The 15247-nt window shown below is 42.8% G+C and carries 11 protein-coding genes and 1 pseudogene; 4 read left to right on the forward strand and 8 right to left on the reverse strand.

What is annotated here, in order from left to right:
- Window positions 1-216 precede the first annotated feature (216 nt).
- Window positions 217-3396 (forward strand): type I polyketide synthase, encoded by a 3180-nt coding sequence (locus CYLST_RS29615; RefSeq protein ID WP_015211420.1) that lies wholly within the window; start codon window positions 217-219, stop codon window positions 3394-3396.
- A 114-nt stretch (window positions 3397-3510) separates the two neighbouring features.
- Here CYLST_RS29615 and CYLST_RS29620 read toward each other — a convergent pair whose 3' ends face one another.
- The gene (locus tag CYLST_RS29620) at window positions 3511-3975 is read right to left on the reverse strand and encodes a hypothetical protein (protein WP_015211421.1); all 465 of its coding nucleotides are present in this window, start codon (window positions 3973-3975) and stop codon (window positions 3511-3513) included.
- A 710-nt stretch (window positions 3976-4685) separates the two neighbouring features.
- Here CYLST_RS29620 and CYLST_RS29625 point away from each other — a divergent pair.
- Window positions 4686-6224: a phytoene desaturase family protein gene (locus tag CYLST_RS29625; protein ID WP_015211422.1), complete on the forward strand. Its 1539-nt coding sequence runs from the start codon at window positions 4686-4688 to the stop codon at window positions 6222-6224.
- Between the two features lie 160 nt (window positions 6225-6384).
- The gene (locus CYLST_RS29630) at window positions 6385-7599 is read left to right on the forward strand and encodes an FAD-dependent oxidoreductase (RefSeq protein ID WP_015211423.1); all 1215 of its coding nucleotides are present in this window, start codon (window positions 6385-6387) and stop codon (window positions 7597-7599) included.
- Window positions 7600-7692: 93 nt separating this feature from the next.
- Here CYLST_RS29630 and CYLST_RS29635 read toward each other — a convergent pair whose 3' ends face one another.
- Both CYLST_RS29635 and CYLST_RS29645 read right to left on the reverse strand, forming a co-directional pair.
- Entirely contained in the window at window positions 7693-8895 is a 1203-nt protein-coding gene (locus CYLST_RS29635; protein WP_015211424.1) for a hypothetical protein, read from the reverse strand.
- A gap of 680 nt (window positions 8896-9575) precedes the next feature.
- Window positions 9576-10367 (reverse strand): annotated as a pseudogene (locus CYLST_RS29645) (dihydroxyacetone kinase subunit DhaK); the annotation flags it as partial.
- Window positions 10368-10550: 183 nt separating this feature from the next.
- Between CYLST_RS29645 and CYLST_RS29655 the strand changes: the two are divergent.
- A complete protein-coding gene (locus CYLST_RS29655; protein WP_015211426.1) occupies window positions 10551-10790 on the forward strand; it encodes a hypothetical protein in 240 nt (79 codons plus the stop codon).
- Window position 10791: 1 nt separating this feature from the next.
- Here the strand turns inward: CYLST_RS29655 and CYLST_RS29660 are convergent, their stop codons facing one another.
- The 5 genes from CYLST_RS29660 to CYLST_RS29680 all read right to left on the reverse strand — a co-directional run bounded on the left by CYLST_RS29660 (window position 10792) and on the right by CYLST_RS29680 (window position 15105).
- Window positions 10792-11331 carry an HMA2 domain-containing protein gene (locus CYLST_RS29660; RefSeq protein WP_015211427.1) on the reverse strand — a complete coding sequence of 180 codons (540 nt, stop codon included), beginning with the start codon at window positions 11329-11331 and terminating at the stop codon, window positions 10792-10794.
- Between the two features lie 236 nt (window positions 11332-11567).
- Window positions 11568-11861, reverse strand: coding sequence for a DUF5132 domain-containing protein (locus CYLST_RS29665; RefSeq protein ID WP_015211428.1), 294 nt, complete (start codon window positions 11859-11861; stop codon window positions 11568-11570).
- A gap of 217 nt (window positions 11862-12078) precedes the next feature.
- Window positions 12079-13101 (reverse strand): HMA2 domain-containing protein, encoded by a 1023-nt coding sequence (locus CYLST_RS29670; RefSeq protein ID WP_015211429.1) that lies wholly within the window; start codon window positions 13099-13101, stop codon window positions 12079-12081.
- A 94-nt stretch (window positions 13102-13195) separates the two neighbouring features.
- Window positions 13196-13729 carry a peptide deformylase gene (gene def, locus CYLST_RS29675; RefSeq protein ID WP_015211430.1) on the reverse strand — a complete coding sequence of 178 codons (534 nt, stop codon included), beginning with the start codon at window positions 13727-13729 and terminating at the stop codon, window positions 13196-13198.
- Between the two features lie 95 nt (window positions 13730-13824).
- Complete coding sequence (locus CYLST_RS29680) at window positions 13825-15105, reverse strand: HhoA/HhoB/HtrA family serine endopeptidase (RefSeq protein WP_015211431.1); 1281 nt, start codon at window positions 15103-15105, stop codon at window positions 13825-13827.
- Window positions 15106-15247 lie beyond the last annotated feature (142 nt).

Raw genomic sequence — 15247 nt, forward strand, 5'->3', positions numbered from 1 at the left:
TTAATGAGAACGGATTTGTAAAGTCGTCTGAAACCATTACAGGTGAAAAGCTTTTGAGAAATTTCTCTGAGGAAAATATCGCCAGCTCAGAATCAATCGAAGCAGAAAATTCAGAGTGGTTAAGATTTGCTTTACAAATCGGCTCTCAACAACTATCAACAACATTATTTTCAATTGATGAAGGCAGAACAATTAGGCATATAATGGGTTAATAAAATGAGTGATAATAATGAACAACGCTATATTCAATTGATGAAGGTAGCATCGCAAAAAATGGCTGATTTACAAGCCGAAATTGAGCGATTAAAGAAGAAAGAAAATGAGCCAATCGCCATTATTGGTATGAGTTGTCGCTTGGCACAAGCCGATAATCCTGAAGCATTTTGGGACTTACTTTCAAATGGTGTAGATGCCATTCGAGAAGCCCCAAAGGGTCATCATTCATATCTCGATCCATACTACGATCCAGAACCTGGTCTGCCGGGAAAGGTGTATATCCGGCGTGCAGGGTTTCTCAACCAATCTCCCGCAGATTTTGATGCCAGTTTTTTCGGGATTTCGCCTCGAGAAGCGGCGAGTTTAGATCCTCAGCATCGGCTGGTGATGGAAGTAGCTTGGGAAGCCTTAGAAAGCGCTGGACTTGTGCCTGAAAAATTGGCAGGCAGCCAGACAGGTGTTTTTATTGGGATATGTGCAAATGACTACGTTTGGCAACTTGTCAAACAAGACCCTACGGAAACAGATGTCTACATAGGATCGGGGAATGCCTATAGCCCAGTGGCAGGCCGCCTTTCTTACTTCTTCGATTTTACAGGTCCTTGTCTAGCCGTTGATACTGGCTGTGCTTCTTCATTGGCTGCCATTCACTTGGCAGTTAGCAGCTTGCGAAGGGGAGACTCTAACCTGGCACTGGCTGGAGGCGTACAGCGATATGTCTCACCAGAATATTGGCTCAACCTTTGCAAATCCCGAATGTTGTCTCCAGATGGTCGTTGCAAAACTTTTGCGGCAGGAGCAGATGGTTACGCTCGTGGCGAAGGTTGTGGCATAGTCGTTCTCAAACGTCTTTCAGATGCACAAGCTGATGGCGACAATATTCTGGCCCTAATTAGAGGTACGGCTCATGGGCAGGATGGACGAACAAGCGGTCTAACTGTACCTAGCGGTTCTTCTCAGCAAGCTGTGATTCGCAGAGCAATAGCCAATGCAGGTATCAAGCCGAACCAAATCAGTTATATTGAGGCTCATGGTACAGGTACTTCTCTGGGAGACCCAATTGAAGCAAATGCTTTGATAAATGTTTTTCGCAAACGAGAAGAACCTCTGATCTTAGGTTCTGCAAAAACTAATATCGGACACTTGGAAGGAGCAGCTGGCGTAGCAGGTCTGATCAAAATCGTTCTCTCCTTACAAAATGAACTGATTCCGCAACACTTACACTTTAAAGAGCCTAGCCCTTATATTGCTTGGGATGAGATGCCAATAAAAGTGGCAACCGAACAGATACCCTGGCCAGCAACAGATAAAACTAGATTCGCTGGGGTTAGTTCCTTTGGGTTTACGGGTATCAATGTTCATGTTGTCCTTTCGGAAGCACCAGCAGTTGCAGCAAAAAGAGAGGGAGAAACTGTCCAGCAGCCCCTAAATCTGCTCACCCTCAGTGCCAAAACCAAACCCGCACTCGAACAGATGGTTCGCAACTACTTAGAACACTTAACCACTCATCCCAACTTAGATTGGGCTGATGTCTGTTTTACCACTAATACTCGGCGTAGCCATTTCCATGAACGAATGGCTGTGGTTGCCGAATCAGTGTCTCAGGCACGGGAGAAGTTATTAGCCCATCAAGCTGGAGCAGAAACCACCCATCTGTTGAGGGGTAGCAAGAGCGAAAGTCAACCTCAAATCGCTTTTCTGTTCACAGGTCAAGGTTCTCAGTATCTAGGGATGGGACGGGAATTATACACAACACAACCAACTTTTCGTCAGTCCCTAGAGCGCTGTCAGGAAATTTTAAAGAAGAGCGGTAATCAGGATAGATCCCTACTCGAAGTCCTCTACCAAAGTGATGACATTTCCCTGCTGGAGCAGACCGCTTATACCCAACCGGCGCTGTTTGCCTTAGAGTACGCACTAACCCAGATGTGGAAATCTTGGGGCATAGAGCCAACCACAGTCATCGGTCATAGTGTAGGGGAATATGTAGCAGCTTGTGTAGCGGGAATTTTCTCCTTAGAAGACGGCTTAAAACTGATTGCTGCCAGAGGACGTTTGATGCAAAAACTGCCGCGTAACGGAGAAATGGTATCTCTGTTAGCTTCGCCAGAACAAGTGGCAGAGGCACTTCTTGGTACTGACTTGGTCAGCATCGCGGCGATCAACGGACCTGAGAGCGTAGTCATTTCTGGCGAACGGGAAGCGGTACGTCGGGTAGTGCAGGAGTTAGAACAGAAGGGAATTAAACATAAGCGCTTAAAGGTTTCCCATGCCTTTCATTCGGCTTTAATGAAGCCAATGCTGGCTGATTTTCGCCAGGTGGTGCAAGAAGTAACTTTCCACCAACCCAAACTCAACTTTATCTCCAATGTCACCGGCTCTGAGGAGCGGATTTTACCAACTGAGCCTGAATATTGGGTCGATCATGTGCTCAAGCCAGTGAGATTTGCTGAAGGTTTGGAGACATTACATAGACAAGGGGTAGAGATATTTGTCGAGCTGGGACCGGAGCCAATTTTGCTGGGGATGGGACGTCATTGTTTACCATCTGAGTATGGAACATGGCTACCGACGTTAAAGCGAGAGCAAAGCGATTGGCAAGGGCTGCTTCAGGCTTTGGGTCAATTATATGTACGGGGCGCGACAATTGATTGGGATGGCTTCCATCGTGACTATGCCCACCGCCAAGTTGAAGTGCCCACTTATCCTTGGCAGCGAGAGCGCTACTGGATTGACGTGCCACAAACACAACCCCTACGGGAATCCGGAATAGATGGGGAGCTTGTCGCCACTACTGAAGACTTTCAAGTGAAGGGTGCTAGTTACGAACCATTGCCCCAGCAAGCTGAAAAGAAAGAGAGAGAAGAAACTTTACTCAACTTAGTCGAACAATTAAAGGCAACTGAAAAAGAGCAACGCAAAGCACTGTTAATTGCCCATATTCAATCTCTATTGTCTCAAGTTTTGGGAGACAAACAAGAGAGGGCATTCTCCTTATCACAAGGATTTTTCGACTTAGGAATGGATTCTATGACATCAATAGAGCTAAGAAATCGCTTGCAAAACTCGCTAGGCATCTCGTTGTCATCAACCTTGTTTTATAAATATCCAACAGTAGAAGCATTAGTTCACTATTTGATTCAGGATCTGCTTGCTACTTTCGTAAGCTTTGATGATTAATGGGCGGATATTTGAACTCAGGAAAAGACACAGGGTAAGCACATCTAGGTTGTTTTATTCAATATAAAGGCATTGAGCCGAGATCCCGATATCGTTGGGGAATTCCTAAAAAAGCTAAACTGAACCGATTAGTTCAGCAATGAAACTATTGAGAGCTTTCTGAACAGTTTTATACCTAGATGCTTGCTTACCCAACTTCAGTTCAGACAAAACACGGTCACGTAAAATTTCCAGGGATGCAACCATTGGCAACTCAACAGACTGTTTTGCGATGGGCTGCACCCTGCCGGAGGCGATCGCAGAATCAGATGTTTGAGGAAACTCATGATTCCGTATAATACCTGGTTGAGGTTCGTTTTCTGGTTGAGTGGAAGCTAAAAAATCTGAGTTTACCAGTGTAATACTCGGTAAATTGTGATACTTAACAATGTGTTCTAAATAGTCAGCCCTGGTTAAGCCTAAGCTTTCAGCGGCAATACCAATAGCCTTCCAAGTTTTATCAGTCAGTCTCAAAGAGCGCACTTGACGGTAATCATCGCTCTTGAGCGCGAACTTCCCTTGAATATCGCGTTTCAACATCAACCATCCCGTGTATTACATCGTAAATTTTAACTCTGGATAACGATAATTTACCATGTATTACACGGAAAAGGACTCAAATTATATTGACGTTTTAGCAACAAGCCGTCACCAGATACTCTCTAGCAAACAGTAGGATCTGCCAGCCTCGCAAAGTGTGAGGAGCGAGTTTTAGCTCATCCGTGCAGTTGCCTCTCGCCTACTCGCTTTTTTAGGCGATGAGATGAATGCGAGTGAGTGACGAATTGTTGACTGAGCGAAATTGAGCAGCGTTAGTTTCTGCACGATTGCTGCCACAACGCCGATATTTGAAAAGTATCAAAATTGATCGAGATCCCCCCTAGCCCCCCTTTCCCAGGGGGGAAAACCTTTTCATAGTCCCCCTTGGAAAGGGGGATTTAGGGGGATCTACGAGTGTGTGTTTATCACCAGCGACTTTTCAAACATCCTCTTAGAGCGTCCACTGACCAGCCTGAATAACCGGATATGATAACGCTTTTTCATATTGCTCCCTTGTTCTATTTTTTAAATCCCTCTAAGGATTCATGAAAAATTAGATTCAGCTGATGCACATTTAACTTACACACTTTTGATTTTCGGGAAAAAGTGCCGAGCCGACCCACGCTTCCCTGACCGTGAAGCCGTGGACAAATGTGTCAACAGCGCGTCAGCCACATTTTGCTGGATTTCCACCCATCCCGCGAGGTCTTATGAAAACGGATTACCTGATTGTAGGCAGTGGCTTGTCAGCATTGGTATTTGGGTCCCTGATGGCGAAATCCGGCAAGAAAGTGCAAATCTTGGAGGCCCATGAGCATCCAGGCGGCTTTGGTCACACATTTGCAATTGCTAATAAATATAAGTTTAATGCCCAACTACATTACGTTTGGGATTGTGGTGAAGGACACACTGTCAATCGCGTCCTCAAACAACTGAACTTAGACAAAGAAGTCACCTTTGAACGGTATGATCCTGATGGTTTCGACCACATGAGAATGCCGGGATACTCACTGGACATACCATCATCATCCCAGGAATTAATTCGGCGGCTATCTGCTCTCTTTCCCCAAAATAGCGAAAGCATTCGTAAATTTATCCTCGAAGTGCAAAAAACCAGCGAGGGAGTAAAAAAATTATCACCCCCAGTAAATCCGGTTGAATTATTCAAACATTTCGGCGAAGTGTCCAGCGCCGTCATGTATCTCAAAAGTACACTTCAGGATGTCTTCGACAAATTCAACCTACCTCAAGAAGCGCAAACGCTGTTAGCACTGCAATGGCCTGATTTTTTATTACCCCCAGATCAAGTTTCCTTTTACGCCTGGATAATCTTGTTCACTGGATATCAACAAGGCGCTTTTTACCCCACACAGCATTTTGAGCATGTAATCAATTCATTAGTCAAAGTAATAGAAGAAAATGACGGCGAAGTTCTGCTTAATCAAGAAGTTACTAATTTTAGAATCACAAATAAAACTATAACCGGGGTTCAGGCAACTGATAGAATCACCCATCAAACCCGTGAATTCACCGCCGAAACCATAATCTGCAATATAGATCCTCAAAAAGCTGCCCAGATGATCGGAGTAGAAAACTTCTCCAAGACAGTACGCAAAAAGCTTAATTATGACTATTCCCCCTCCAACTATATGGCTTACTGCGTTGTCAAAGATATTGACCTCCGAGACTATGGTTTTGGTAAATGGAATACTTTTCATACAGGTCATCGGGATTTAAATGCAGCATTTTATCAAATGTATGAAAAGCATGATTTTTCTAATCCTAGTTTTGCCATAACTACACCCACATTAATTACAGAATATCAGCGCGACTGTCCAGAAGAATGCCAAATTATCGAATTCTTAACTGTTGCTAATTATGATTATTTTAAAAAGCTTAAAGAAACAGATAAAAAGGCTTATAGACGCAAAAAAGAGGAAATTTTAGATTTTATTCTAGATGTAGTAGAAAAAAACTATATCCCGAATATTAGAAAGCACCTTGTTTTGAAAATGACTGGTAGCCCCACAACAAACGAGCGGTTTTGCTGGTGTCCAAATGGAAATTCTTATGGTTCCAATCTCACCCCGCGCAATATGGGAATTGGCAGACTAAATCACAAAACATCTTTAAATAATTTCTATTTTTGTAATGCTTCGTCTGGCTACCCAGGTTTTGCCCCGACATTTTGGACTGGGGCAATTCTCTATCAAAGATTATCAGGTGATTTGATTTTGTCAAAAGGCTAAACATAATGTAATACCAAATTTGGATAACCAAGATATCTGTAGGGGCGGGGTTTCCCCGCCCTTTCTATTAGATATTTTTTCTAAACCCACCCGAACTGTTAATCCAAAATTGGTACAAAAACTCAATTTTAATAACATCCCATTAGTTTGGTGGTGATATATGAAAATAGCAATTATTGGTGGTGGAGCAAGCGGTATGGTGACAGCATACCTGCTCAAGAAAAATGGTCATCACGTGACAATTTTTGAAAAACAACCGATTTTGGGTGGGCATATTCGGACATTAAATAAAAACGTTAAACCCAATAAATCGGACTGTGACCAGTTTTTAGAAGGTGGTGTGCTCGAATTTCCCCTGAATTTTTACAACTTCCTAAAATTGATGAAAGATTTGGAAGTTGAATTAGAACCCGTCGATGTTGGTTCAGCAGTTTTTTTGCAAGATGGCCGCCACATTTTTTCAGGTTTAATGATTGAAAATAACTTCACAGGCCTTCAGCGTGTAATTGAATATCTTAAGCTGAATACTCTCTATCTCAGTTCTGCTGCGCTGTGGATAAAAACCCATATTCCCCCAACTCAAAATCTGTATAATCAACCGATATCTCAATACTTAAAACGCCAATCCATCCGAAATAACTGGCTGAAATTGCTGACAATGTACTGCTACTCAATCCCCTTTGAGTTGATAGACAATGTGCCTACAGAACTGGTGATTCCCGCCCTAAGAGATTATATATTTGTCAACTGGGTGAGGATTAAAGGAGGGGTGTATTCCTATATTGAAAAAATCCAGGAACGCTTTCAGGGTGAAATCTTGCTCAATGTAGATGTTGCAGAAATTTATAGACAATCTGATTCTGTTAAAATCACGCTAGCGGATGGTGTAAAGTATCTGTTTGACAAAGTGGTTTTTGCCACGCCACCTGACCAGGTGATGCAGTTATTATCAGACCCGACAAAAGATGAAATTAAACGGTTTTCAGCATGGAAAAAAAACCAAGCCAAAACGGTGATGCATACTGATACTTCAATGTATGCTAGACATGGTATTAAAGAATATTCGGAATTTGATTTTTTCCAAACTGCTAACGGCTGGGGATATAATGCTTATCTCAACCGACTTTGCGGAATATCATTATCCCCTCAATACAGTTTGGCTTTTAACTTAGATGATTTAATTGCTAAAGACAAAATTATCCACATTCAAGAACACCACACTCCTCTTTACACTGTCGAGTCTTTCAGGTACAGAAACGAAGTTATCAATACCAACGGTGAAAACAATACTTACCATGCGGGAGCTTACCTAGGAGATGGTTTGCATGAAGGCGCTATCACTTCCGCATTCCGAGTTGCTCAATTAATTGGATAGCGTTTGTAGTAAGGACTTTAGTCCTTTCCATCCTCGCGGAGAGCAATAAATTGCTCACTACGAACAAAATTTTCATTTTAAATTTAACTATGTCTACTTATTTAATTGCAACTTTCCGAAAAGATTGCGGTTATTTCGACTAGAAATCCGCACAGAATAGTTTTCTTTTAATGGTATTTGTGGTTTCCACTCAAAAACACCATCGCTAGCAGTACTGGAGGATATATCTTGGATAATTTTGTTTCCATCGTACAAGTTAATTGACACATCGCCATCGAGATTATCGCGCCACAATATTAAATACGGCTGATTTTTTTCTAGCAGCACTTTACTAACTGGCTGGCTGACAAAAATACGTGGAACATTTTGCTTTTTGCTGCGCTGACGAAATCCCAGATAATGAGGTAAAAGCCGATAAATAGGATTCTCTTGAGTGTTAGATAATTTGGGGGAAATCATATTTCCCATTTGGGGATTGAACAGATAAGTTGAACGTCCGCCATCAACGGTAATAATCTCCCCTTTGACGCCTAATTTACGTAATAATTCCGCTGCTTCATCCAATGTGGATTTATTCACCGTTATCATCAACAGTAACTCATCACCGGGAATACCATCTTTATTTAGAGTTCCCATAACTTGATATTTATTTGCTTGATTTTGGGCTAAAACTTTTGCTGGATGGTCACTATAGCGGTAACTAACAATGGCATTTCTCACACTTTTTTGGTTGAGAGGCGCACCGTTCACTGGGTCATAATCTGTAATATATGCTTGTTTATCATCCCAAACCAAAGCCTTGAGGCGAACTGTACTATAATATTTATCTTGTGGTTGCTTAATTGGTCCGTAGGGGCTATTTCCGCCAGTAATGACTACGCCGTTAAGTTTAATTGGGAAGGATAATTGTGTACTAGATTGGTATTGCTCAAAAAAGGAACAATTGATGATGGAAAAAACCTGTTCACCGTAAAGTTTTTGATATTCGTCCCTGACTTCTGAAAATAACTTTTGCTTAAAAAATGGGCTGTAATGTCCACCTTCCCCTTGATAGTATTTCCCTTGATTTAGACCCATGTTATCTACTTCGCCGGTAAGTTGGTCTATTTGCATTTTTCGCAAATCAATAATTTGTAAATAAGCTTCGTTACCGTTTGTTAATTGTTTTTTATATAATCCTGCGCCGTCTATGACTTGCAGCGGCTGATAAGAGGATAAAGGGTTAAAGGTTTGGGAGATCAAAATGCTACTCAAAATCGGTAGCAAGAAAAACAAGCAGTAGATTACAGCATTCATGAGAATTTTAATTAGCTACGAATAAGAATTATAGCCTTAGCAAATGCAATTGGCAGCTATGGAGATTTAATTGCAAGGATGGTAATTTTGCCACGGATTTCGGAACCTCACCCTGGTTTTGCTACGCACAACCTGTCCCTCTCCTTGGTAAGGAGAGGGATGATTGTTAGGAATCTTTGAGGTTTTGGATGGTTTTTGGGTAATCGGATATCTTGTGTGTACACGGTAAGCAGGGAGGGAGGGGAAGTTTGATTTTATTGGGGGGAGAAATTACTTTTTTGGACAATGCAGTACTCATGATTAATTCTGGATGAAATGTTCAGAATGTACCCCTAAATGCAGCATAAGCTAGGGTAATGATAATTGGGACTATGATAGGAATCACAACAATGAGTCCCATTTTGCCAAAACGGATTTCTTGACCATCGCTTTTCAAAAGAAAAATCACGGTTGCTATTGCCATTAAAATCCAAATGATTCCAAAGGCGAAAAAGATGATAAATATTGAGTTATTCATATTTTTTTATTTACTGGGATTTAAATAAATAGGTCTGCGTCAATGTCTACCAAACTGGACTGAAATCTTTATTTAGTCTACTTTAGGAATTCATTCTCAGGTGGAACAGCAAGCAAGTGAGGGGTTTAGGGGATGTCATAGTGAAATTGTCGTGCTTATTAACATCCCGCAGGATGCGGCTATAGGCTGGATCATCGATGATTGTTCGCGTCAAAATCTCGGTGATTTCATCTACAGATTTTATCGCTGTGCGTTCTCTACCTGGTTCACCGTGAATCCCGATTCCTAATTCAATTTCGCGATCGCCTAATTCAAAAGTTGGTGAACCTTTAGCGGGGACTGTACAAGAACTCAAAGCAATTCCTAAACTCCGTCCATGCAGATTTACCCGCCGGCACAAATCTGCTACCTGCTGCAAATCATCACCCTGTTCCGCCGCTGCACCGCAAATTTTTTCTGCTAAAATCGTCGTTCCCACACCCCGGCGTCCCTGTGTGTACAGGCTATCTTTCACCGCCACATCATCATCAATTAAGATATTTAAGACGCGGATACCCTCACCACGGGCTAACTCCGTCGCCATTTCAAAGTTCATCACATCGCCGCTGTAGTTTTTGACGATATAAAGGATACCCGCCCCACCATCTACTTTTTGGGCAGCTGCTAACATTTGGTCAGGGGTAGGTGAGGTGAAAACTTCCCCAGGACAAGCCGCGTCAAGCATTCCTCTACCCACAAAACCAGCGTGCATCGGTTCGTGACCACTGCCACCACCAGAAATAATTGCTACTTTTCCCTGTTTGGGTGCATCGGTGCGGTAAACAAAGGTAGGGTCAAAATCTACCTTAATTAAATCAGAATGTGCGATAGCGAAGCGCTGCTGCTTTCAGCAGATCGCCATCCCGGCTAGACTTTCCCGCACAAAGTCTTCTGGCTTGTTGATCAGCTTTTTCATGGTGCATGGCTGAGAAGGAGCTAAAACTTAGGATACCAACAAACCAAAAAGATGCCGTCGTGAATATTGGGTTAACTGACTTGCTCATTTCTCCCCCACTGCTGCATAAACTTCCAGAGGTAAACCTATTGAGTAAATGTCAGGACAATTGCTCAATAACACAGGAAAATCAAGGTGAACACAATGTTTAACAAGAACCTCGCTCAAAACCAATCTTTAGCCACAAAAATTCTCGTAGCTTCTTCTTTAATTGGGATTGTTTTGAGTAGCGCCATCAATCAAGCTGCTGCCGACGTGGTAAAAGGTACACAATGCCACCCCAATTCCCCTGTGGGATTTTGCTGTCCTAACGATGGTAGACCGAGTGGCCCCTATTGTCCCGACCGTCGTCGACTAGCTCCCGCTCCCAGAACGCAAAATTAATTTAGCCAGATTCGTCGCTTGTTTCGGTGTAACTCGTGCCGTGCAGTTTAATAAAGCTATCAAAGGCATACCAGGCCAACACATACCAGGGAATAGCTTCTAATTGTAGACCTTGAATCAGTAACTGTCTCACAGCTAAAGTACTCAGTCCCAAAGGGAAAAGGAAGCGCAAATCAACTGCACCATCTGTTGCTAATTCGACTCGTTTATTCAAGTCCACAACTGCACTGGATAAATCTGCCGCCGCCTCGGTGCTACCCTCAGTAATATCAGCAAAAATCATGCCTATATCGTGGAGTGTGGCTAAGACATTTTCTAGACTGCCTTCTTTAGCACTGTGGCTGATCAGAATACTCCCATGCTGAATATTAGTGCTTACTTGACTAACGTTAGGTTGTGCTTTGAGGACACTGGTAATAATTTGCATTTTCCGGGATTGGCGATCGCTTAAAGCAATTCTCAACCGTAGCCTTCCTGGAGTATTACTGACAATTTTTGTAGATATCGGTTTGAATGGTGTCTTTAAAGTTGCTTGATCCATAAGTTTAAGTATCTTGGTTTTGTTTTTTCAGTCCTCAATCATTCCTGAAATTCTCTCTTCTCTTGGCGTCCTACAGCCCTTTGGGCATCGCTGCGCGCGGGCATCTTAGCGGTAGCTACTGCGATTAATAAACGCAGATAAACGCAGATAAACGCAGATGGAAAAAATCTATCTGCGGTAATAACAAAGATTTGTAGGGTGGGTGCTGTCCACCCTACTTGGGAAAAATCGCCGATTTATGCACCATGATCTGCTGTGCCTTCAGCAGGTTCAAAAGCTGGTGTTTGCTTGGCTTCGGCTATTTCCGACTTGGCCTCAGCGATAATGTCATCCCAGGTTTCGCCTAATTCGGCGATCGCACCTTTGCTTCTTTCGTAAGCCACAAGTCCACCTTTAATCACTGACTTGGCTATCGGTTTACCAATGCCTGCCACAATCGGAAGCAGGACAGGAGCCAGCAGTACAGCCCCAATACCAGCGATGATTCCTGGAGCGCCTGCATCTTCTACGAAATCAGTAATTTTTGCCATAATTAAAATGACCTCCAGTAAACAAGAAACTTGTTATAAAGCTCTCTAACGTAATCTACTCAATTGGTTGATCTCATCTTGCTGATGGTAGAGTTTTTTAGACATAGCAGTGAAAATTAACTATGCATTATGCAGAACCCTTGTAGAGACGTTGCATGCAACGTCTCTAAATTCTTTTTCACTCCTATGTAAATCTCGTGGTTTATCTGTGGTTTTCTCATAAAGGCAAATTCGCCAAAAAAGCTAAAGAATAAGACATAGATGTAGGCTGCATATTAGCCCATAAACTCGATACTTCCATAGCTTCAGTTGGTAGTTGCAGTTCTGTTGTCTCAACGGGATCGGTGGGTGGGTGTGTCTGCAAAGCCAACTCCATCAGGTTTACCCAATGAGATATGCTAATATCACTTGGCTGATAGGCGATCGCATCCGGTGCAGCGTAGCTGATCGCAATTGATGCCGCATCATAATTCACACGCACACTCACAACTTGGGCATCTGTTTTCAGTAACTTCTCTAATCGCTGCCCATAGGCGCGATCTTCAGCGATGAGAGGCACATGAAATCTAATCCTACCCGCGATCGCATGCACCACACTGTAAGCTATTTTTGCAGGTGGTGCAGCTACCTCGCTATCTTGCTCCTCAGGGAATTTAGTAGCAGCAACTGCTGATGGTGTAACTTGCGGCTCCAAATAATCAATCACCCAACGAGTAGCATCTGCGGCAATAATATAAACGGGAATCGCTACCAAACCCTTAATTCCTAATCCCCCTGTCACCGCCAAGCCTGTCATTAAGGGAATCAAAGAAATCGACTGTTCTTTCCAAAACTCCAGAGATTTCCACTCGGCAAAAGCATCTTCATGTGGCGAAATTTGGCGTTGATGAATGCCAAATTGTTGGAGCAATCTTAACACCTGCGGTAATGACAGCTGATCTTCATCGAAAGTCACAACCAAACTGCCCGTTTGCTGATTGATTGCCACTGCCCTCACCCCATCTTGCTGTCTTAAATATTGAGATAAAGTTTCTAAAGAGTTAAAACTGTCTTTAATAGCGCGGATTCGTACTCGTCCAGGGATGGCATGAATAATTTGCAATCCATTTAACTGTGCAACTGCTTCGCTATTATTGTCATTAACAATTACTTCATCGCTTTCACCCTGAGTTGAGATTAAATCAGGAGATATTTTCGGCTGTGGACTTAACCCATCGCGACTACTGACAATTCTGCTCATGCACTCAATAGCTACACCAAGCCAGAGGTTAACATTAGGTTAAATATAACTTCTAGCTTTGGTGTCAAGTCTCACCCTTAAGAGATATTTTAGGTTAGGTTTTATTCACTACTCGCATTTGGAATTCCTGCTCGGTGAGCATATCGAGAGTACTCTCCAGGCGATCTACAAATACAATGCCATCAAGATGATCAAATTCATGTTGAAATATCCGCGCCACAAAATCAGTTAATGTTTGGGTTTTTAACTCGCCATTGCGGTCAGTGTATTCCACTTCAATTGTTTGATATCTAGGCACTAAACCCCTAATTCCTGGAACACTCAAACAACCTTCCCAACCTTTGACAACTTCATCTGAATAAGCAATAATTTTGGGATTAATTATCGCCGTAGGTTCCATCAAAGGGGCGTAGGGATATCTAGCATTAGGATGGGAAGCCAAAATAAATAAACGATAGGATTCTGCTACTTGCGGTGCAGCAATTCCCACACCGTTAGCTTGAGAAACAGTAGCGATTAAGTTATCAATTATTTCTTGAATCCGCTCATCTTGAATGTTCTCAACCCAAGCTGCTTTTTGGCGCAATGTCGGATTTCCTAATTGAATAATTGGGTTTGATTCAGCCATTGCAATAACTCCTTTCGGTCATGGTAATTGGTAATTGGTAATGGGTAATGGGTAATTGGTAATTGGTAATTGGTAATTTCCTCTCGCCTCATTGGCTAGCCTTCAGGTTGCTCGCGTTGGTCACGTTGTACTGGTAAAGGTGCTGGTTTAACTGTTAATTGAGTAATTTGCCCATCGCGTTCCACTTGGATTTGTATAGGAGTACCAATTTTGCTATCTTCTACTAGCTTTTGCACGTCTTCAACTTTAGTTACAGGCTGGTTATTAATGCTTTTAATCACATCCCCAGGTCGCATTCCGCCAACAGATGCTGGGGAGTTAGAAACAATATTAACTAGCAAAACGCCTTGCTCTGCTTTTATATTTACGCGACCGCCAAATCTTTTATTGATTTTTTCCTTAATTTCTGGCGTTAGCGTCACCATTTGAACGCCCAAATATGGATGCTCTACTTTTCCTTTAGTAATTAATTCCTGGGAAATTCTTTGCACCGTATTAATAGGAATAGCAAAACCCAAGCCTTGAGCACCTTGAATAATTGCTGTGTTCATCCCTATCACCTCACCACGAGCATTCAACAATGGCCCGCCAGAGTTACCAGGGTTAATTGCCGCATCTGTTTGCAAATAGTCAACACGCTTGTCACTAGCACCAATGTCACTACTAGAGCGGCCTGTAGCACTGATAATCCCAGAGGTAACAGTATTATTCAAACCTAAAGGATTACCGATCGCAATTACCGCTTCTCCTGGTTGCAAAACTTCGGAGTTACCCAAAGACAGAGTTGGCAGGTTGTTGGCGTCAATTTTGATCACCGCCACATCAGTTACCGGATCTTCACCCAGCACTTGGCCGTTAAAAGTCCGGCCATCTTTGAGGGTGACAGTAACTCTGTCAGCACCATCTACAACGTGGGAGTTAGTCAAAATTTGACCAGAGGCGTTAATAATAAATCCCGAACCACTACCCCTGACTACCCTTTGTCTTGGCTGTGATGGCAATCTATCGCCAAAGAACCGCTGAAAATAGGGGTCGGCAAATTCTGGCCGTACTTGAGAAGTTACAGTTCTAGAGGCATCAATGCGAACTACCGCACCTCCTACCTGTTGCACTACGCCGACGACAAAGTTAGGATCTCCAGAGGCAGAAATTATGGCTGGGGGGACAATTGCCGAACTGGGGTCAGTTGTTTTTTGAACTTGAGTGCCGTTTGTTTGATTTTCAAAGTTCTTGGTAGGTCGCAGCGAGCAACCCCCAAGGGACACCACTGCTACTCCACTGAATAGCATCCATACTATACTTTTTACTCCCCAACTACGCAGCAAACATCCTAAATCAATATTTTTGGGCGCTAAGTTATGGTCTTGTGTCTTCATGTGTCGTTGCTTCTCCGTGTCAGTTAGTGGATGCTAGGATCTTAGCTACTGGGTGTGTCCCAGAATGATCACAACTTAAATGCTTCCTTCTAGGTCTATGGCATCTGAATGTTAAATTCGTACTTGCTCACATTTTCCCTTT

Source organism: Cylindrospermum stagnale PCC 7417 (assembly GCF_000317535.1).
In the GTDB taxonomy this organism is placed as follows: domain Bacteria; phylum Cyanobacteriota; class Cyanobacteriia; order Cyanobacteriales; family Nostocaceae; genus Cylindrospermum; species Cylindrospermum stagnale.

Excerpts from the sequence above, each read along its gene's own strand:
- CYLST_RS29615 (WP_015211420.1), top strand. The coding sequence starts at position 217 with ATGAGTGATAATAATGAACAACGCTATATTCAATTGATGAAGGTAGCA.
- CYLST_RS29670 (WP_015211429.1), bottom strand. The coding sequence starts at position 13,101 with ATGAGCAGAATTGTCAGTAGTCGCGATGGGTTAAGTCCACAGCCGAAA.
- def (WP_015211430.1), bottom strand. The coding sequence starts at position 13,729 with ATGGCTGAATCAAACCCAATTATTCAATTAGGAAATCCGACATTGCGC.
- CYLST_RS29635 (WP_015211424.1), bottom strand. The coding sequence starts at position 8,895 with ATGAATGCTGTAATCTACTGCTTGTTTTTCTTGCTACCGATTTTGAGT.
- CYLST_RS29655 (WP_015211426.1), top strand. The coding sequence starts at position 10,551 with ATGTTTAACAAGAACCTCGCTCAAAACCAATCTTTAGCCACAAAAATT.
- CYLST_RS29680 (WP_015211431.1), bottom strand. The coding sequence starts at position 15,105 with ATGAAGACACAAGACCATAACTTAGCGCCCAAAAATATTGATTTAGGA.
- CYLST_RS29625 (WP_015211422.1), top strand. The coding sequence starts at position 4,686 with ATGAAAACGGATTACCTGATTGTAGGCAGTGGCTTGTCAGCATTGGTA.
- CYLST_RS29630 (WP_015211423.1), top strand. The coding sequence starts at position 6,385 with ATGAAAATAGCAATTATTGGTGGTGGAGCAAGCGGTATGGTGACAGCA.
- CYLST_RS29660 (WP_015211427.1), bottom strand. The coding sequence starts at position 11,331 with ATGGATCAAGCAACTTTAAAGACACCATTCAAACCGATATCTACAAAA.
- CYLST_RS29665 (WP_015211428.1), bottom strand. The coding sequence starts at position 11,861 with ATGGCAAAAATTACTGATTTCGTAGAAGATGCAGGCGCTCCAGGAATC.
- CYLST_RS29620 (WP_015211421.1), bottom strand. The coding sequence starts at position 3,975 with ATGTTGAAACGCGATATTCAAGGGAAGTTCGCGCTCAAGAGCGATGAT.